Origin of the sequence: Dokdonia sp. Asnod1-B02, assembly GCF_045063955.1 — a bacterium.
Lineage (GTDB): Bacteria > Bacteroidota > Bacteroidia > Flavobacteriales > Flavobacteriaceae > Dokdonia.
The window spans coordinates 2762652-2781076 of record NZ_JBEFNW010000002.1 but is presented as its reverse complement, the minus strand read 5'-3'; the positions used below and the strand labels follow the sequence as shown (position 1 = coordinate 2781076).

General features: G+C 37.2%; 18 protein-coding genes. 9 read left to right on the top strand and 9 right to left on the bottom strand.

From position 1 onward, the window contains the following. Nucleotides 1–32: 32 nt before the first annotated feature. From ACJJVU_RS12530 to ACJJVU_RS12515, 4 genes are all read right to left on the bottom strand, one after another. The gene (locus tag ACJJVU_RS12530) at nucleotides 33–569 is read right to left on the bottom strand and encodes a hypothetical protein (protein WP_405225999.1); all 537 of its coding nucleotides are present in this window, start codon (nucleotides 567–569) and stop codon (nucleotides 33–35) included. Between the two features lie 46 nt (nucleotides 570–615). Next, entirely contained in the window at nucleotides 616–1266 is a 651-nt protein-coding gene (locus ACJJVU_RS12525; RefSeq protein ID WP_405225996.1) for a peroxiredoxin-like family protein, read from the bottom strand. Between the two features lie 345 nt (nucleotides 1267–1611). Beyond that, nucleotides 1612–1947, bottom strand: a complete 336-nt coding sequence (locus tag ACJJVU_RS12520) for a hypothetical protein (RefSeq protein WP_405225993.1) — start codon at nucleotides 1945–1947, stop codon at nucleotides 1612–1614. Nucleotides 1948–2179: 232 nt separating this feature from the next. Then, nucleotides 2180–2743, bottom strand: coding sequence for a hypothetical protein (locus ACJJVU_RS12515; protein ID WP_405225990.1), 564 nt, complete (start codon nucleotides 2741–2743; stop codon nucleotides 2180–2182). A 586-nt stretch (nucleotides 2744–3329) separates the two neighbouring features. Between ACJJVU_RS12515 and rpsA the strand changes: the two genes are divergently transcribed. Then, nucleotides 3330–5162, top strand: a complete 1833-nt coding sequence (gene rpsA / locus ACJJVU_RS12510) for a 30S ribosomal protein S1 (protein ID WP_108878307.1) — start codon at nucleotides 3330–3332, stop codon at nucleotides 5160–5162. A gap of 263 nt (nucleotides 5163–5425) precedes the next feature. Here the strand turns inward: rpsA and ACJJVU_RS12505 are convergent, their stop codons facing one another. Genes ACJJVU_RS12505 through ACJJVU_RS12495 form a run of 3 tightly spaced genes read right to left on the bottom strand, consistent with a single transcriptional unit; the run spans nucleotide 5426 to nucleotide 8310 of the window. Continuing rightward, a complete protein-coding gene (locus tag ACJJVU_RS12505) occupies nucleotides 5426–6499 on the bottom strand; it encodes a CDP-glycerol glycerophosphotransferase family protein (protein WP_405225987.1) in 1074 nt (357 codons plus the stop codon). Nucleotide 6500: 1 nt separating this feature from the next. Continuing rightward, nucleotides 6501–7493, bottom strand: a complete 993-nt coding sequence (locus ACJJVU_RS12500) for a Stealth CR1 domain-containing protein (protein WP_405225984.1) — start codon at nucleotides 7491–7493, stop codon at nucleotides 6501–6503. Between the two features lies 1 nt (nucleotide 7494). Then, complete coding sequence (locus ACJJVU_RS12495) at nucleotides 7495–8310, bottom strand: 2,3,4,5-tetrahydropyridine-2,6-dicarboxylate N-succinyltransferase (RefSeq protein WP_013749738.1); 816 nt, start codon at nucleotides 8308–8310, stop codon at nucleotides 7495–7497. 322 nt (nucleotides 8311–8632) lie between these two features. Between ACJJVU_RS12495 and ruvX the strand changes: the two genes are divergently transcribed. The 5 genes from ruvX to ACJJVU_RS12470 all read left to right on the top strand — a co-directional run bounded on the left by ruvX (nucleotide 8633) and on the right by ACJJVU_RS12470 (nucleotide 12772). Beyond that, the gene (gene ruvX, locus ACJJVU_RS12490; protein WP_013749737.1) at nucleotides 8633–9043 is read left to right on the top strand and encodes a Holliday junction resolvase RuvX; all 411 of its coding nucleotides are present in this window, start codon (nucleotides 8633–8635) and stop codon (nucleotides 9041–9043) included. Between the two features lie 2 nt (nucleotides 9044–9045). Further along, nucleotides 9046–9636 (top strand): peptide deformylase, encoded by a 591-nt coding sequence (gene def / locus ACJJVU_RS12485; protein WP_405225979.1) that lies wholly within the window; start codon nucleotides 9046–9048, stop codon nucleotides 9634–9636. 97 nt (nucleotides 9637–9733) lie between these two features. After that, nucleotides 9734–10150: a DUF5606 domain-containing protein gene (locus tag ACJJVU_RS12480; RefSeq protein ID WP_405225976.1), complete on the top strand. Its 417-nt coding sequence runs from the start codon at nucleotides 9734–9736 to the stop codon at nucleotides 10148–10150. A gap of 170 nt (nucleotides 10151–10320) precedes the next feature. Then, a complete protein-coding gene (mazG, locus tag ACJJVU_RS12475) occupies nucleotides 10321–11094 on the top strand; it encodes a nucleoside triphosphate pyrophosphohydrolase (protein ID WP_405225973.1) in 774 nt (257 codons plus the stop codon). 223 nt (nucleotides 11095–11317) lie between these two features. After that, the gene (locus ACJJVU_RS12470) at nucleotides 11318–12772 is read left to right on the top strand and encodes a carboxypeptidase-like regulatory domain-containing protein (protein WP_405225970.1); all 1455 of its coding nucleotides are present in this window, start codon (nucleotides 11318–11320) and stop codon (nucleotides 12770–12772) included. A 57-nt stretch (nucleotides 12773–12829) separates the two neighbouring features. Here ACJJVU_RS12470 and ACJJVU_RS12465 read toward each other — a convergent pair whose 3' ends face one another. Then, nucleotides 12830–13051, bottom strand: a complete 222-nt coding sequence (locus ACJJVU_RS12465) for a VF530 family DNA-binding protein (RefSeq protein ID WP_013749732.1) — start codon at nucleotides 13049–13051, stop codon at nucleotides 12830–12832. A gap of 21 nt (nucleotides 13052–13072) precedes the next feature. Continuing rightward, nucleotides 13073–14683, bottom strand: coding sequence for a class I SAM-dependent methyltransferase (locus tag ACJJVU_RS12460; protein WP_405225966.1), 1611 nt, complete (start codon nucleotides 14681–14683; stop codon nucleotides 13073–13075). 128 nt (nucleotides 14684–14811) lie between these two features. Between ACJJVU_RS12460 and pabB the strand changes: the two genes are divergently transcribed. From pabB to ettA, 3 genes are all read left to right on the top strand, one after another. Then, the gene (pabB, locus tag ACJJVU_RS12455) at nucleotides 14812–16113 is read left to right on the top strand and encodes an aminodeoxychorismate synthase component I (protein ID WP_405225963.1); all 1302 of its coding nucleotides are present in this window, start codon (nucleotides 14812–14814) and stop codon (nucleotides 16111–16113) included. A 20-nt stretch (nucleotides 16114–16133) separates the two neighbouring features. Next, nucleotides 16134–16550, top strand: a complete 417-nt coding sequence (locus ACJJVU_RS12450; RefSeq protein ID WP_405225960.1) for a hypothetical protein — start codon at nucleotides 16134–16136, stop codon at nucleotides 16548–16550. A 119-nt stretch (nucleotides 16551–16669) separates the two neighbouring features. After that, entirely contained in the window at nucleotides 16670–18364 is a 1695-nt protein-coding gene (gene ettA, locus ACJJVU_RS12445; protein ID WP_108878318.1) for an energy-dependent translational throttle protein EttA, read from the top strand. The last annotated feature ends 61 nt before the right edge of the window (nucleotides 18365–18425 follow it).

The window sequence follows — 18425 nt, the reverse complement described above, 5'->3', positions numbered from 1 at the left end:
GGCTATAAATATATGCACTTAAGATTGCTGGATTATTTATAATTAATTGTTGAGTTAATCAGTTGCATTGTTGACTTGGTTTCTTCTGTAAAATCTCCGTCTTTTGTCATGAGTTTTTCAAAACTCACGAAAAATGTTTTTTTGGTTGAGTTTTTCACCTCTAGGATTAGTACCTCTTTACTATTGTTTATGGTTGCTTTCTTTGCAGGCAGTGTGTCATTACCTAATTGAAAATCTAGACTATTTATCTCTTGAGTAGATGTATTCATATTATTTATAAATGCTCTTGCAAAATCTTCAAGTTTTAATTCTTGATCCATTTCATAAATCACAATAGTTGTGCTATCACCCTTTAGCGTGTTTACTTTTAAAGTCTCGTGTGCTTCATAAGAGGTCTTGAATGATGCGGGATAAGAGAAAGAAAGGAAGTCATTTACAAAACTACTACTATTTAATTTTTCTATTACTGCAGTTGTGTTCTCACTACTCTTATGGCCTTGTATGTGTTTGCTAGAGTCGCAGCTAGTAAAGGCTAGCATAATTGCGATTATATAGATTTTCCGTAACATTGATAAAAGAGTTTGAACAACGGTTTGCACTATCACTAGTTCTATTTTAAGAAATTGCTTTAAGAGCCTCAATAATGTCACTAGGTTCTGCTCGTGTTCTATAGTCCACATTTACATAGCTCCATGTAACTATGCCTTCATTATTGAGCACAAAAGTGGCAGGAATAGGTAATATGCTTCCTTTGCCATTGTTGATTTTATCCAAATCTAGTCCTCTATCTACCTTCATGTGGTCCATTAAAAATGCTGGCACCTCCCAGGATACGCCATATAGAGAAGCAACCTTTGCATCTTGATCAGATAGTACCGTAAATTCCATATTGCTAATCTCACTTTCTGTCATAGATCCATCTGGCACCTGTGGACTTATGGCAACAAGTGTTGCGCCTAGCGTGCGAATTTCCTCTAGTTTTGACTGTAATGCTCGTAGTTGTAAGTTGCAATAAGGACACCAATCACCGCGATAAAATGTAACCACAACAGGACCTTGACTCAATAAAGTGGTGAGAGATATCTTCTGCTTTTTAGGATTAGGAAGTTCAAACTCTGGAGCTTTGTCACCTATTTGAAGCGCATCCTTTCCAGTTAAAAAAGCTTTAGCCTCCTCGATAACTTTATCTACACCTTTCATAAAGTCAGGTTTTGCCTGTCTTCCAGCTTCAATTTTGGCGTCTGTTTGTTCTTTTAATGTTTTCATTATTGCTATAGGGATTTTCAAATAAGATTTGATACAAATAAATGGATTGTAGCGGCTGATCTTACCATTGTTCTATAGCATAAATATACAATGTATAAGTAGGAAGTTAAGAGCTTAAGTCTCAAACTGTGAAAATAAGTACATCGCAAAAATAGTGATAGAGATAAATAAAATTACCAAGCGAGTTAATTCATAGATGTTTTAAAACTTAAAGTACATCTGATGTTAAGATGAAGCATAAAAAAAGGTAGAATTTGCAGGTATACAAATTCCACCTTTTGATTGAGTTTAATAAGTATGGTATTTTACGGTACTTATGTTTTTAGATTTTAATTGACTGTATTCTTAAAAATCACACTGAGTATTTTCATGCTTGTAAATAATAGTAATATCTGTTAATTCGTCAGAGAAGTCATTGGTATTACCTAAAACCTCACCGCTACAGTTTCGTAAGGTTGATATATAATTGACAGCAGGATTACAATTACCATAATAGAATACTGTTTCACCATCAAGAGTTGCCATAGCGTAAAATGAAAACTCATCATCCTTAATAGTGTCAATTTCTTCTTTGAGCCAAACTAGCTCTTCGGTAGGGTCTGAAACATTACAGGTATTATCTATATCCTTATCATCGTCTGTTGAACATGAAATTAGAGTTCCAATAAATGCGAGCAGCAAAAATGTTTTATTCATTATGTATTAAATTGATTATTTGAAAAGAAGATGCAAAAACTTTCATTTGGTTGCGTGCAATCTACTTGTAAAATATTATACAACAAGGTTTTAGAGGTTTTGATAACTGTAAGTCGTAGTAGAAACCGTTGCTTTTTACTCACAAATAGAATAGGAAATCTGTTTTTTTTACGACATTGACCTGCTTCACGAAAACATACTGTACTGTAAAGTATGACTAGTTAATCCAGTCAAATGCTTTTATAGAAATTCCGGTAAAACAATCATCGGCACAATTATTAGGTGTAAAACCGCATAATGTAAGTAAGCCATTTACTTCAGTTTGTAAGTATATCGTATTGTTCTCTTGATCTACTACGAGGTATTCGCTTGCGCAAGAATTGTATAACTCGTCTATTGTAAGCGGTGCAGCTCCTTCTTGGTTAGTTCCTAAAGCAGCTTCGTTTTCAGAATAGGTGTCTGTAATTGTTCTTTCTCCAGTCTCACCATTTATAGTAAAGGATTGGTATACTCTAGAGACCACACTGTTATCTAGAACTTTGATTTCTGTAGTGCTTCCATCACCTGTAAAGGAGATAATGTCTGTTTGATAGATGTATGATCTTCCATTGTCAGTTTTTAAACCTGTCCACTTGCTCAAACTTTCGTCATATGATAAACCAGTTTCACCATTCAAGTCTGTAAGTGTTGATAGGTTATCGATACTCGTAGTATCATCATCACTATCACAAGAGGTAAGTAAGAGTGTACAAGCTAAAAGGAGGTTTAGAAAAAGTTTCATAGTTATGTTTTTTGAATGATTATTGATGATTTATTTTGAATCTCTCATGCTTCTCAGTAGGCTCAATTTTTCCTTCGGAGTTACTACACGCGACTATATTATATATAAAATACTTACGCTTTCGCGAAAGCGTACAAGCACATAAACAACACCTAGTAGTTGATGTGCTTATTTATGTTGGCTAATCTACAAATAGATTTTTACACTTGTTTACGGTTTTCCTTTGGGCTTGTTATTTTTATGTAAAATTTACGTTATGATGTTGTATGCAATAAGCTTAGGCACATGGGTTTAGTTCTTGTGATTAGAGGGTGTAACAGCCTTAGAAGAGTAAGTTAATTGTTCTGAAAATGTAGGATAACTATGGAGACGCTTTTTTATCTCACAACCCCTTTGTAAATCAAGATAAAGGATGTATTTTTGCACTCCTTTTTGGCCACCTTTAGAAAGCTGCCAGAGAGGTATTTAAAAAACAAAACAAACCCTTTTACGGTTTCTTGGTTTATTAAGCTTTCGCAGAAACGTAAAATACAAAACCCATCTATCTATAAAACGCTTGTTTTGAGATGGATGCAAATTTTAGCAAATGGCTGAAGAAACAAAAAATCCTGAAGTTCAGGAAGACGCTGCAGTAGTAGCACCAAAAGTTGAGCTATCTCCAGCTCAAGAGAACCCAAAGAAATTTCTTGAAGATTTTAACTGGGAAAAGTACGAAGAAGGAATCGACACTGTAGATGACAAGCAACTTGAAGAGTTTGAAGCGCTAGTAGCTCAAAACTTTGTAGATACACTTGATGACGATGTAGTAGAAGGAACAGTAATTACAATTACTGATCGTGATGCAATCATTGACATTAACGCTAAGTCTGAAGGGGTGATTTCTCTTAATGAGTTCCGTTACAATCCAGATCTTAAAGTAGGTGATAAAGTAGAAGTACTTATTGACGTACGTGAAGATGCAACTGGTCAATTGATATTATCACACCGTAAGGCACGTGTTATCAAGGCTTGGGATCGCGTTAACGCAGCACACGATGAGGGAACTATCGTAAACGGATTTGTAAAAGCTCGTACTAAAGGAGGTATGATCGTAGATGTATTCGGTATCGAAGCATTCTTACCAGGATCACAAATTGATGTGAAGCCTATCCGTGATTACGATCAGTATGTAAATAAAACAATGGAATTCAAGGTTGTAAAAATCAACCACGAGTTTAAAAACGTTGTAGTATCTCACAAAGCGCTTATCGAAGCAGATATCGAAGAGCAGAAGAAGGAGATCATCGGGCAGCTTGAAAAAGGACAAGTACTTGAAGGTGTTGTTAAAAACATTACTTCTTACGGTGTATTTGTTGATCTTGGAGGTGTTGATGGATTGGTACACATTACAGACCTTTCTTGGTCACGTATCAACCACCCGAATGAAATCGTTGAGCTTGATCAGAAACTGAATGTTGTAATCCTTGACTTTGATGAGGATAAAACACGTATCCAGTTAGGTCTTAAGCAACTTTCTAAGCATCCATGGGAAGCTTTAGGAGAAGAGCTCAAAGTAGGTGATAACGTAAAAGGTAAAGTAGTTGTAATCGCAGATTACGGTGCATTTATCGAAGTAGAAGAAGGAGTAGAAGGTCTTATCCACGTATCAGAAATGTCATGGTCTACGCACTTACGTAGCGCTCAAGACTTTGTAAAAGTAGGAGACGTAGTAGATGCTCAAATCCTTACTTTAGATCGTGAAGATCGCAAGATGAGCCTTGGTATCAAGCAATTAACGCAAGATCCATGGACAGATATTACTTCAAAATACCCTGTAGGTTCACGTCACGAAGGTATCGTACGTAACTTTACAAACTTCGGTGTGTTCTTAGAGCTAGAAGAAGGTATTGATGGATTAATTTACATCTCAGATCTTTCTTGGACTAAGAAAGTGAAGCATCCATCAGAATTCTGTGAGGTAGGAGATAAACTAGAAGTAGTGGTTCTTGAGCTTGACGTAGATGGACGTAAATTATCTTTAGGTCACAAACAAATCGAAGCAAATCCTTGGGATAAGTACGAGGATGAGTTCAAAATGGGTACTACTCACAAAGCTGCAATCACAGAGATTGTAGACAAAGGAGCTACTATCGATTTTAACGAGGATATTACTGCATTTGTTCCTACACGTCACCTTGAAAAAGAAGACGGAACTAAATTAGGAAAAGGAGAAGAAGCAGAATTCCAAATTATTGAATTCAACAAAGACTTCAAGCGTGTAGTTGCTTCACATATGGTTATCCATAAAGAAGAAGAAGCTAAAATCGTTAAGCAACAAGCTAAGAAAGCTAAAACTCAATCAGATGAGTCTAAGCCTACTTTAGGTGATGCAAACGATGCTCTTGCAGCTCTTAAAAAGAAAATGGAAGGAGGAGAGTAATTCTCACCATCTAGTTTTTTATAATAAAAGCCTCTCAGGAAACTGAGAGGCTTTTTGTTGTTTACACTTGTAGTAAGTAGTAAATATGTTTCGTTAAAAGTGGTGAGTGAGTAGTTACGCTTTCGCGAAAGCGTACTTTAAAAACCTTATAAGTAAACCTATGACTTTACTACTAACTGCTCATGACGCTATTGGTACGAATTTACTTTACTCTTATTAACAGGCTTACTACTATTTAAATCTGCTTAAGTGTGTTGCTTAATTTACTTTTGATCTAAAGAATCGATAATAGTATCGTGTTGAAATACTGGGCCGTGATATTGTAATCGCTTGCGCATCTTGTATTTCCTTATGAAGTTATAAGGCTTCTTTTTTAAGTGAGATTTATCACTGTGTAAAAATGCGATAGTGGCATCTATAACTCTGCGGCTAGATTGTCCATCATGATATGGGTGAGAAAATGCAGCAAACTCCTCTATGTGCTTGATTAACTCAGGAGGATTCGTTAGTGCGCGAGTAATTTCTTTCTCAATGTCACTTACTTCTGTTACATCTACAAGGTATGGTCCAGGCATATTATTCCTAAAAGTAACGACCGGTTTGTGTTGTAATAAAAACTCTATAATCGCAGAAGTAGTATCAGCAAAAAGTATGTTTGCCTTTTTAAATAACGGTATTAAATCTGTGGTGTCATGATACACAAAATTCTCATTTTGTAATGCTTTGATTTTTGCGTGTACAGCCGGGTCCAACTTAGGGTGGAGTACAATATTAAACTTCCACTTATCTAGCTTAGATAGACGTACCAGTTCTTCTATTACCTCGTCTTTTAAGGCAATACTATAATCTTTTGTAAATGTAGAGGCAATTAATATAGTAGGCTTTTCTGTCTCATTATTTTCAATAGGAAACAGTGGGTCAACCTTTGACCAGCCAGTTTCTACTACTTCAAAATGAGGATATTTTTTTTGCTGCTTTTTAAAAGGGACTGTGCTCGACGGTCCTTGTGTACAGTATAAATCAAAAAAACCTCGTATTCTAAACTGGTCTGTTCCTTTGCGTTTATTGGCAGGAAAACCATGAAAAATCTGCACTTTAATACCTGATAAAAAATGTGCTACACTGTCTGTAGCAGTGAGCACAATATGTGGTCTGTATGCAGCCGCTTCATCTATAGTATGCAGTGCACCTTGCTCAACAAGCAGTTTTTCTTTTCCCTCATCTTGATCTGCAAACCAGCGTACGCTGTGACCTAATCTTAGTAGTTCCTGTTCTAGTGGTTTACCTATAGGAATAGAGTAGCTATATGAGATGTAAATGAGAAATTTGTAGTCCATGTTAAGATGTTAGTCTGGCAGATATCCAGTCTTTAATATATATAAGTAAAGCAGCATCTGCTTTTTCTAAACTCTGGAATGTGACAAATATCTTAGAAGGATCATCTATAAATTGAGCCAACTTCTTTTTTACACTCGAGGGTTTCTTGTAAGATCGAAAATAAGTTAATTGCGTGTCTTTTGTGTAGTGAAAGGTTCCTTTTTTAATTTCTAGATGCTCAGATAAGGAAGAAAGTAAAAACTGACTCTTATCCCGAAACCTAAATGAAATATTTTTTTTGAGCAAGTCCTCATGCTCGTGAAAATAATCTACTAGCGTAGATTTTCTTACACTCATAGGAGTGTGATATCTTCTCACATATTTTTTAGTACCAGCAAGCATAGCGCTTTGCTGCTGTAGCCTTTTGAAACTTGTTCTGTTAGGGTCTGGTTCCTTTCCTATAAGCTTGAGTAGCTTTTGATAGTATACTCTAAGTGTTCTATCTTCATTAAACTTCTCCCAAGAGCCGCGTAGTATGGGCATGCCATTGATAAAAAAATCTTCTGGAGACGTAGCCCTCATTAAGAAGAAATCATCATTAAAAACCACAAAATGCTCAGATAAGTTTGGGATTCTGTAGAGCATTACTTCGATAGAGATAGAGTTGAAGCTAGGTAAGGCCTCCTCATAATCCTTAAAAATCACTGTGTGATCTATAATTTCTAGGTTGACCCCTTGTTCTTGAGCCTTTGTAGATAAGACATCAAAATCTTGTGGTACCTGGTTGTCAGTAACTAGGTATATATTTTTAATAAACGGAGCAAACTTGATGATGGATGCTATTGCAATCTGCACTTCGCCTATTGCATTGTAGCGAGTACTCTCTGCTTTTTTAGAGAAATCAATTTTAGTATCTAGATACGTATTGATTTTATGTTGCCATGTTAAGTCATCACCATTTACCCATGTGATAACCGCATCTATGTTAATGTCATTAGTTTGCTCCGTTGTCATATTATACTGCTACGTCGTACTCTCTTAAGGCATCATTAAGAGATGTCTTTTTGTTAGTGCTCTCTTTACGTTTACCTATAATTAGTGCACAAGGAACTTGGTACTCTCCTGCAGCAAATTTCTTAGTATAACTTCCAGGGATTACTACAGATCTGGCAGGTACGCGTCCTTTCATTTCTACAGGCTCATCACCAGTAACGTCAATAATTTTTGTGCTCATAGTAAGTACTACGTTTGCACCTAAAACAGCTTCTTTCTCAACGTGTACACCTTCTACAACAATACATCTAGATCCTATAAAAGCACCATCTTCTATAATTACTGGAGATGCTTGTAGTGGTTCTAGAACACCACCTATACCTACACCACCACTTAGGTGTACGTTTTTACCTATTTGTGCGCAGCTTCCTACGGTTGCCCATGTGTCTACCATAGTTCCCTCATCTACATAAGCTCCTATGTTTACATAACTAGGCATTAAGATTACTCCTTTAGAAATATAAGCTCCGTGACGTGCTACTGCGTTAGGCACTACACGAATACCGCGATTTGCAAAGTCTCTCTTTAATGGAATTTTATCATGATATTCAAAGATTCCAGCTTCCAGAGTTTCCATTTTTTGGATAGGGAAATAAAGTACAACCGCCTTTTTTACCCACTCATTTACTTGCCATCCGTCTTCTGTAGGTTCTGCAACCCGTAGCGTACCACGGTCTAGCATGTCTACTACCTCACGTATAGCATTTATTGTTACTGGATTAGTAAGGAGCGAGCGATCCTCCCAAGCCTCTTCGATGATGTTTCTAAGTTGTGTCATTTGATATTTTTAAGCGCTGAGTAAGGTATGTTAACTCTTCTCAGTAATCGTTAATGGATGTTCAAAGATAAAGTTTCAAATGCTTTTTGATGGTTTCTAGTGGGGCAAAACTCAAACAAGTTAAGGCTTTCTTGTTATATATAAAACAAGTGGTCCTTGGTTGTAATGTGCATTGTGAAGCTATGTCAGCACTTAGCTGGTAAAAGATAGGCTACGCTATAAATAGCTGCTTTTTGTGATTACAAGACCTTACTATTATGAAAGCTATTGCGATGCACGACCTTATAGCTTGTTTTTCCTTATTTTTGCACAAATTTTACAGATGGCACGCATCATTGCAATAGATTACGGAACAAAGCGCACTGGTATCGCAGTGACAGACGAGTTGCAGATGATCGCTTCAGGTCTTACAACGGTTGAAACTAAAGATATTTTTACTTTTTTAAAGAAGTATCTTTCAGAAGAGAAGGTGGAGGCTATGGTGATAGGTGAGCCTAAGCGCATGAATAATGAGGCGAGTGATGTGGAGGTAGATATTGTACGCTTTCGCGAAAGCGTAGAAAAAAAACATCCAGAGCTAACCATCATTAGACAAGATGAAAGGTTTACTTCAAAGATGGCTTTCCAGACCATGTTAGACAGTGGTATCGGTAAAAAGAAAAGACAAAATAAAGCACTTGTAGATCAAATAAGTGCAACGATTATCCTTCAGGATTACCTGTATAATAAGTAGATATGATTATACCAATTGTGGCGTACGGAGATCCCGTACTTAAGAAAAAAGCAAAAGATATTACTCCGGAGTATCCTAAATTTAGCGAGCTCATTGAGAATATGTATTATACGATGTATGAAGCTCACGGCGTAGGGCTTGCAGCACCTCAAATAGGTTTACCTATACGTGTGTTTCTAGTAGATACAACACCTTTTGCAGAAGATGAAAGCTATACTCCAGAAGAGCAAGAACAGCTTGCAAACTTCAAGAAAACCTTTGTAAATGCAGAGATTCTTGAAGAAGAAGGCGAGGAGTGGGCATTTTCTGAAGGTTGCTTGAGTATCCCAGGGATAAACGAAGACGTTTTTAGAAAACCTAAGGTAACTATCAGGTACCAAGATGAGAACTTTAAAGAGTACACAGAGACTTACGACGGACTTATTGCTAGAGTAATCCAGCATGAGTATGACCACATTGAAGGAGTGCTTTTTACAGATAAACTATCGAGCCTTAAAAAGCGTTTAATCAAAGGAAAGCTTGTAAATATTTCAAAAGGTAAGTGTAATGCAGAGTATCGCATGCGTTTTCCGGCGGCATCAAAAAAGCGCTAGTAGCGTTAAAGTGTTGTAAAGATTAACGAATCCTTGCAAACAAAATTTGTAAATATGTATGGCAAAGTGCATCTTTGCCACCCAATTTGAATAACATATGAGTTTAGATAAAGTAATTGCAATCGCTGGAAAGCCTGGAATATATGAGTTAAAGCAACAAACACGCAGTGGTTTTGTGGCAGAATCTCTAGTAGATGGTAAGAGAATTACCGTAGGTATACGCCATAACGTAAGTGTACTTTCTGAAATTGCTATTTACACCTTAAGTGAGGAGAAGCCACTTAGAGAGGTGTTACAAGCCATAAAAGACAAGGAAAATGGAGCGCCTACTATTAATCATAAAGTGTCAAAAGACGAGCTTGAAGAGTTTTTCTTTAACGTGATTCCAGATTATGATGAGGATCGTGTGTATGCTAGTGATATCAAAAAGGTAGTACAGTGGTACAACATTTTACAAGCAAAAGATATGCTTAACTTTGAAGCGCCAGCAGCAGCAAGCGAAGAAGAGGAATAGTGCATAACTTTTTATAATATTAAAAAGCCTTTACAGTTTATTTGTAAAGGCTTTTTTAGTTTTAATGATAGTTACGCTTTCGCGAAAATGTGCCAAACCAGAATACTGTAAATAACACTAAATAGAGGTGACAACAGCAAATAGTTGCCGCTACACTTACACAAGGGAAGATGAATACAAGAGAAACGCAATTACAAGCCTTTGATAGATTACTTACCATAATGGATGAGCTACGCGTAGGTTGTCCTTGGGATAAAAAACAAACGATGGAGAGCCTGCGCCATCTTACCATAGAGGAGACTTATGAACTAGGCGATGCCATACTAGATAATGACCTAGAAGAAGTAAAGAAGGAACTAGGAGATCTCTTATTGCATATTGTTTTTTATGCGAAAATAGGAAGCGAGACCAAGGACTTTGATATCGCAGATGTTGCAAACAGTATTTCAGATAAACTTGTTTCTCGCCATCCTCACATTTATGGAGATATAGATGTTGCAGATGCAAAAGAGGTGGAGCGCAACTGGGAAAAACTTAAGCTCAAAGAAGGTAAGAAGTCTGTACTAGAAGGTGTGCCAAAAGGATTACCCGCACTAGTAAAAGCCAGCCGAATTCAAGATAAAGTAGCTGGCGTAGGATTTGACTGGGAAGAACCACAGCAAGTGTTTGAAAAGGTACAAGAAGAACTTGAGGAGCTACAGCACGAAGTAAATGAAAACAATCAAGAGAAGATTGAAGCTGAGTTTGGTGATGTGCTCTTCTCAATGATTAACTACGCACGCTTCTTGAAAGTAGATCCAGAAAGCGCACTAGAGCGCACCAATAAGAAATTTATAAAACGCTTTCAATACTTAGAAGGCAAAGCAAAGGAACTTGGAAAAGATCTTTCAGACATGACACTTGCCGAAATGGATGCTTTCTGGGAAGAGGCTAAGAAGTTGTAATCGGTTTCTAATGAAATATTTTGAGAAGTAATTAATATTCAACTTCAACTTCAACTTCAACTTCAACTTCAACTTCAACTTCAACTTCAACTTCAACTTCAACTTCAACTTCAACTTCAACTTAAGGGTTACTTCCCTCACTCAAACATCCTGTTCCCTCAATCTAGGTTTTTAAAAGGTGGTGTCTACTCTAATTTCACCTCATAATTAAAAACCAAAGGATATGAAAACACTTAGCACATTCATAATGCTGCTCCTTTTTATACTAGGAGTACAAGCACAAGAAATAATAATTTCAGGAAATGTATCAGATGATGGCGAACCTCTTCCAGGAGCTAATGTTCTTATAAAAAACAGTGAGATAGGAGTTGTGTCCGATTTTAATGGGAACTACGAGGTTAAAGCTGCTGCTACAGATACATTAGTCTTCACATACGTTGGTTATAATTCAAAAGAGGTTCCTGTTAATTCTCAGACTACTATAAATGTCATTTTAGAATACAGTAGTGAGTTAGATGAAGTCGTGATTACAGCCATGGGTGTAAGAAGAGAGAAGAAAGCATTAGGATATGCTGTTTCTACCGTTTCTTCAAAACTTGAAGGGAAAGTTGCTGGAATACATATTACGGATGACAAACCTTTATCTGGAATTTCTCAGAATGATCCTGCGTATGGCCAACTAACAGCTGGTGAAATAAATGATATAGAGAAATACGCTGAGTTTGTAAAAATCTACAACTCCGGAGAAGCAAAGGAAATCGCAAAGAAGTGGGAGTTTAATCATGATGGTAGAACTGATATCCAAGTAGCAGATAATAGCGGACTGCCAATAGCAAACGTTGATGTTGCTCTTTATAAAAATAATAACCTCTTGATGAAAGGAATGACAGATGCTTCGGGAATGAGTATGCTATTTAAAGGAAAGAATAACCCAACAGATACTTATTTAGTACAACTGTATTATAGTGGAAAAATAGAAGGAAAGAAAATTTCTAGAAATCAGAAACAAGTCTCTTTTACAATTAATGAGCATCAAGCTAGTAATGCTATCGACATATTATTTGCAGTAGATGCTACAGGTTCCATGGGTGATGAGATTGCATATCTCAAGTCAGAACTCAAGAATATAATGAGTAGAATAGATACGAGTGTTGAGCAGAAGAGAGTGGCGCTTACGGTGTACAGAGACCATGGTGATGATTATGTAACTCGTGCAATAGATTTTAGTAGTGATGTAAATGAAGTAAAAGACTTCCTTTCGGTGCAGCACGCAGCAGGTGGTGGAGATTATGAAGAAGCAGTAGAGGAGGCACTTAAAGTGTCATTATCACAGTCATGGAACGAGAAAGCAAAAGCAAGAATACTCTTTTTGATGCTTGATGCTCCACCTCATTTTAACCAAGAAAACGTTGTCATGATTAAAAGTCAAATTGCAAAAGCAAGAGAGCAGGGTATAAAAATTATTCCAGTAGTTGCCAGTGGAGCAAATAAAGAAGTAGAGTTTTTAATGAGGTCTTTTAGTGTGTCAACTAAAGGAACATATGTGTTCTTAACTGATGACAGCGGGATAGGAAATGATCACATAGAAGCCACTACTGAAAGTTTTAAAGTAGAAAAACTTAATGATCTAATGGTGCGATTGATAGAACAGTATGCAGGTGTGCAAACTACTGTTTAAGAGTAGTGTTTTTGTGGATGATTAATAGCGCACTGTGTAAAGCAGTGCGCTATTTCTTTATATAGATTGTAAGTATAAATACTCCACTTTCTCCCTTGCCCATGGAGTTCTTCTTAAAAACTTTAAGCTAGATTTTATGGTAGGATCTTTTTTAAAGCAATTAATATCTACCTGCAAACTCATCTCCTTCCAGCCATATTTTTCAACTAGAAATTCAAGTATATCTGCAAGCTTCACACCGTGCAGCGGATTGTTAGGTTGTGCTTTTTTCTCTTCCATAAGCTGCAAAGATAAAAGAAACTATTGTCTAAAAAGATTTACCGTTACCGTAGCTGCTTCTGTATTTGGAAACTTAGCACTTAAGGTTTCATCTCTTTTCATTCCAATAGCGGCAAGTGTATCATGAAATACTGGCACTTCTACAATATATTGATCAGAATATCCGTGTGTAGCATCATAAGCCGTAACCGCAGTACGCCCTATATTACGAGCAGCTACTGCTGGTGGGATACTGTGTAATTCTATAAGTAATAAACCATGTTTACCTACATAAGGCGACCACTTACTAAAGTGAGCCGCAAGAGATGCCTCCACGTCATTGTTAGATAATCGTTTCCCTTCATAAGAAAATGCTCCCGTTGAGGTACTCGCATGCTCAAGCTTTTTCTCTGGTGCTTTCCATACACGATTGTGGTCTAAGAAGGAACGTACATTTAGAAGATCTCCTAGTGTTATATCATACTCCTCTTGTAAATCTGTCGCTAGTCTTTCTGGATCACCTATATCTCCCCACATTACTTTTGCCCAGATTTCAGACTGTATGACGTTTTGCTTAGTAATATCTATGGCAGCTTGGTTATAATCTGCACCTACAAGGATGAGTGGATACTCATCTAGATGCTTGCCTCGCAAAGTATGACGCTCAATGAGGTTATATAAGTGAATTAAAAATGCACCATTACCACAGCCCATATCGAGAATACCTTTAGGTTGTTCATCTAGTGGTTTATTAAATATGTCTAAGATGATGGTATCTACCACTTTAAAATAGGTAGCATGTGCTCCACCACTTCCCCAGACGTTCATAGCTCTATCTACATGGCCTTCTTGTTCGCCATCGCCATGGTTTTTTGCACTAAGTGCATCGCCAAAAATAAGATTATCAAGTTTGCGTAATGTTGGTATGTACGATACAGTCACTCCGTAAGAGCTTGCTCTTTTTGCAAAGAATAGTCCTTTGTCTGTAAATTGATACGTCTGTCCTTTTTTATTAAAAAGCTCAAAATACGAGAGTATGTCAAGAAGCTTTTTAAAATTTTCCCCGTCTGCGTGAAACTCTTCAGGCTTAAAGCTGGCTTGCATAAAGTATTTATGAAAGGCACCATTCATTGATAAGTGCACAAGAGTAGGACCTAGAATATTTCCTTCTATATGTGCAAGTATTTGTTCTTGCACTTCGCGCTCCTCCGTATTTGAAGACAAGGTGAGACCATAGGCTTCTTTGTATTTCTCAAAAATATCTTGAAGTTTCTTAAATGGAGCTGCTTCAAATTTTCTAAAATGATAATTCTCAGATAGCTGTTGCAATGCTGTCACATCCTCATAAAGAGGAAATAGTGCAAATGCAATAGGCGATAATTCGTTTACCTTATAAACCACTTCATTGTGCTCATTATTTACAATTTGCTCAATCCATCCCTGTGATGCAAGTACACGCAATGCCACATTTAAATAGCCTTCGTTTACGGTAAATGTGTTACTCAAAGCAGTTAGGCTCACTTCTTTTTCTTGCAAAATAAAGTCGGTTACTCCATTTTTATATAGTGAAAACGCAGATGGCGCTGTCACAATACCATCTAGATGTCTAAAAAGGCGTTCTCTATAAGTGGTCTGTAGTGTTTTTGACACCATAATATCAGTGTGTTAGTAGTTAGATTTGTTATAAGCCTAGTAGGTCGATAGGATTATGCGCAAATTACTTAATAATTGTTTTTTAACATCAATTTAATAGCGGCAGATTCTTATGTATTTTTACAGTAATGAATCGGACTTCAAAAATTATTTCTATTAGTGATATAGCAACGCTTAAGGAGCAGTTGTTATCGTGGTCTCAACAATATGAAGAGGTTGTCTGGCTTGACAGTAATAGCTATGAACGTCAGAATTATCCTGAGTATGAAGCCATCTTAGCAGTAGATGCTTTTACTAGTTTAAAGACAGATTATCAAGGCGCTTTTGACCAGCTGGAGGAGTATCAAAGTACGATAAAGGATTGGATATTTGGCTATTTAAGTTATGACCTTAAGAATGACACAGAACGCTTAACCTCAAAAAATGATGATAAGCTAGACTTTGCAGATCTTCATTTTTTCCAACCTAAAAAATTGTTCTTACTCAAAGGAAACACACTTGAGATGTTATATCTCGGGATGGTAGATGATGAGATGGAGGAGGATTATGAGGAGATACTGGCAACTCAATCTGCAGAAATCGAATTTAAAGCGCAACCATTATCCATAAAACTTAAGATCCATAAGGAAGCATACAAGGAAAAAGTGCGCAGCATGTTGCAGCATATTTATCGCGGTGATATTTATGAGGCAAATCTGTGCCAAGAATTTTATGCGCTGGGAACTATAAACCCATTAGAAATATATAAACGCCTTAATGCTATTAGTTCGCCACCTTTTGGCACCTATGTCAAGCTTGAGGATCAGTTCCTGCTTTCGGCTTCTCCGGAGCGATATATTAAGAAAATAGGGAGTAAGATTGTCACACAACCCATTAAAGGAACTGCAAAGCGTGGGGTGGATGAAAAGGAGGATACCGCTTTCGCGAAAGCGTTACAAGAAAACTCAAAAGAGCGTTCTGAAAATATCATGATTGTAGATTTGGTAAGAAATGACCTATCAAAAACCGCCCAAAAAGGATCTGTAATTGTAGAAGAGCTATGCGAAGTTTATCCTTTTAAACAAGTGCACCAAATGATTTCTACGGTAACCTCGACGCTTAGTCTTGGTATTTCTCCGGTAGATGCGATTAGAAGTACCTTCCCAATGGGAAGCATGACAGGCGCTCCAAAGTTGAGAGCGATGCAAATTATTGAGTCACTAGAGGAGTCAAAACGTGGCTTGTATAGCGGCGCTGTAGGTTACTTTACGCCAGATGGCGATTTTGATTTTAATGTGGTAATACGTAGTATTCTATACAATGCAGAAAATGAATATATCTCATACTCCGTAGGTGGAGCCATCACCGCAGGATCAGATCCAGATAGTGAGTACGAAGAATGCTTGCTTAAAGCAAAAGCGATGCGTGCAGTTTTAGAAGGAGATTTGTAAATTAGTGCTTTAAACGACTTATGGCAAATACATTAGAAAATATAAAACTCAAAGAAGAAAGCATATCCATTAACGATAAGCACATGGATAAATTATTGCTCTTTAGTACTTTATCTACTTCGCTGTTTTTTTTAATAATTGCTTACAAAAGCTTCAATAATACTGATGTTGATATTCTCACTATTATAACAGGATTGTTAGGTGGCCTACTTTTAGTGCTTAGTGTTTCAAGTATTTTTCGCAATTCATGGCAGAAAGAGATCAGCCTTTCAGAAATTGTTTACGTTCAAGATAAAACAGCTTTTACGGGACATAGATCTCTGATTTTAAGATTGAAGAATAAGGAAATAAAGAACTTGTACTTAGAGCCTGCTGATATCCCAGAAATGCTCAGACAATTAACACAGCATAATATTCCAATTAATGCTAAGGGATAATTAAGTAACTAATTACCTTTGCATAATAGCGTGTTATTATAATAATGAAGAATATGATAAGCAATCCGTTTTAGCGAAAGCGTAACCATATTCAAAAACAACTAGCCTAAAGCCAAACTATGAGCGACGATAAAAAAATAATATTTACAATGTCTGGGGTTACAAAAACCTTTCCAGGCGCACAAACACCAGTACTTAAGAAGATATATTTAAGCTTTTTTTATGGAGCTAAAATTGGAATTTTAGGTCTTAACGGTTCGGGTAAATCTACCTTGATGAAAATCATCGCAGGATTAGATACCAACTTTCAAGGAGACGTAACTTCAGACAAAGAATTTTCTGTAGGATACCTTGAGCAAGAGCCTCAACTTGATCCAGAAAAAACAGTACTTGAGATTGTAAAAGAAGGAGCTGCCGAAACGGTTGCTATTCTTGATGAGTACAATAAGATTAACGACTCTTTTGGCCTAGAAGAAGTATATTCTGATGCCGATAAGATGGATAAGCTTATGGCACGCCAGGCTGTCTTACAAGATGAGATTGATGCACGTGGAGCATGGGAACTAGACACTAAACTAGAGATCGCAATGGATGCACTACGTACGCCTCCAGCAGATCAAAAAGTGGGTGTACTTTCTGGTGGAGAGAAGCGTCGCGTTGCTTTATGTAGATTGTTATTACAAGAACCAGATGTATTGTTGCTGGATGAGCCTACTAACCACCTTGATGCAGAGTCTGTGCACTGGTTAGAGCATCACTTAGCGCAATACAAAGGAACGGTAATTGCTGTAACGCACGACCGTTACTTCCTTGATAACGTAGCAGGATGGATTCTTGAGCTAGATAGAGGAGAAGGAATTCCTTGGAAAGGGAATTACTCTTCTTGGTTAGATCAGAAGTCTAAGCGTATGGCACAAGAAAGTAAAACAGCTTCAAAACGTCAAAAAACTTTAGAGCGTGAGCTTGACTGGGTACGTCAAGGAGCAAAAGGTCGCCAGACTAAACAAAAAGCGCGTCTACAGAACTATGACAAAATGATGAGTCAAGACCAGAAGCAAGTAGATGAAAAAGTAGAAATCTACATCCCTAACGGGCCACGTCTTGGTACGAATGTAATTGAGGCATCGGGAGTGAGTAAAGCCTTTGGTGATAAATTACTGTATGAAGATTTAAACTTCAATTTACCACAAGCTGGTATTGTAGGGGTGATAGGACCTAACGGAGCTGGTAAGACTACTATCTTTAAAATGATCATGGGTGAGGAAGCTCCAGATAAAGGAAACTTTACGGTAGGAGAGACTGCTCAAATTGCATATGTAGATCAGAGTCACAGTAACATAGATCCAGATAAAACCATCTGGCAAAACTTCTCAGACGAGCAAGAGCTTGTCATGATGGGAGGGAAGGAAGTAAATTCTAGAGCGTATTTAAGTAGATTTAACTTCTCAGGAAGTGAGCAAAATAAGAAAGTGGCAACACTATCTGGTGGTGAGCGCAACCGTTTACACCTTGCTATGACACTAAGAGAAGAAGGAAATGTACTGTTACTGGATGAGCCTACAAACGACCTTGATGTAAACACATTACGAGCGCTAGAAGAAGGACTAGAGAACTTTGCAGGATGTGCCGTAGTAATTAGTCACGACCGTTGGTTCTTAGATCGTATCTGTACACACATTCTTGCTTTTGAGGGAGATAGCCAAGTGTATTTCTTTGAAGGAGGATTCTCTGAATATGAAGAGAATAAGAAGAAGAGATTAGGTGGAGATCTAATGCCTAAGCGTATCAAGTATAAAAAACTAGTGAGATCATAAGTACTCACAGTTAGCAACAAAAAAGCCCAATACTCGAATGAGTATTGGGCTTTTTTATTTT

What these genes read in the sequence shown, in the direction of transcription:
- ACJJVU_RS12450 (WP_405225960.1), top strand. Translation starts at nt 16,134, where the DNA reads ATGGCAAATACATTAGAAAATATAAAACTCAAAGAAGAAAGCATATCC.
- ACJJVU_RS12505 (WP_405225987.1), bottom strand. Translation starts at nt 6,499, where the DNA reads ATGGACTACAAATTTCTCATTTACATCTCATATAGCTACTCTATTCCT.
- mazG (WP_405225973.1), top strand. Translation starts at nt 10,321, where the DNA reads ATGAATACAAGAGAAACGCAATTACAAGCCTTTGATAGATTACTTACC.
- ACJJVU_RS12495 (WP_013749738.1), bottom strand. Translation starts at nt 8,310, where the DNA reads ATGACACAACTTAGAAACATCATCGAAGAGGCTTGGGAGGATCGCTCG.
- ACJJVU_RS12525 (WP_405225996.1), bottom strand. Translation starts at nt 1,266, where the DNA reads ATGAAAACATTAAAAGAACAAACAGACGCCAAAATTGAAGCTGGAAGA.
- rpsA (WP_108878307.1), top strand. Translation starts at nt 3,330, where the DNA reads ATGGCTGAAGAAACAAAAAATCCTGAAGTTCAGGAAGACGCTGCAGTA.
- ACJJVU_RS12515 (WP_405225990.1), bottom strand. Translation starts at nt 2,743, where the DNA reads ATGAAACTTTTTCTAAACCTCCTTTTAGCTTGTACACTCTTACTTACC.
- ruvX (WP_013749737.1), top strand. Translation starts at nt 8,633, where the DNA reads ATGGCACGCATCATTGCAATAGATTACGGAACAAAGCGCACTGGTATC.
- def (WP_405225979.1), top strand. Translation starts at nt 9,046, where the DNA reads ATGATTATACCAATTGTGGCGTACGGAGATCCCGTACTTAAGAAAAAA.
- pabB (WP_405225963.1), top strand. Translation starts at nt 14,812, where the DNA reads ATGAATCGGACTTCAAAAATTATTTCTATTAGTGATATAGCAACGCTT.
- ACJJVU_RS12530 (WP_405225999.1), bottom strand. Translation starts at nt 569, where the DNA reads ATGTTACGGAAAATCTATATAATCGCAATTATGCTAGCCTTTACTAGC.
- ACJJVU_RS12470 (WP_405225970.1), top strand. Translation starts at nt 11,318, where the DNA reads ATGAAAACACTTAGCACATTCATAATGCTGCTCCTTTTTATACTAGGA.
- ACJJVU_RS12465 (WP_013749732.1), bottom strand. Translation starts at nt 13,051, where the DNA reads ATGGAAGAGAAAAAAGCACAACCTAACAATCCGCTGCACGGTGTGAAG.
- ACJJVU_RS12500 (WP_405225984.1), bottom strand. Translation starts at nt 7,493, where the DNA reads ATGACAACGGAGCAAACTAATGACATTAACATAGATGCGGTTATCACA.
- ACJJVU_RS12480 (WP_405225976.1), top strand. Translation starts at nt 9,734, where the DNA reads ATGAGTTTAGATAAAGTAATTGCAATCGCTGGAAAGCCTGGAATATAT.
- ACJJVU_RS12460 (WP_405225966.1), bottom strand. Translation starts at nt 14,683, where the DNA reads ATGGTGTCAAAAACACTACAGACCACTTATAGAGAACGCCTTTTTAGA.
- ettA (WP_108878318.1), top strand. Translation starts at nt 16,670, where the DNA reads ATGAGCGACGATAAAAAAATAATATTTACAATGTCTGGGGTTACAAAA.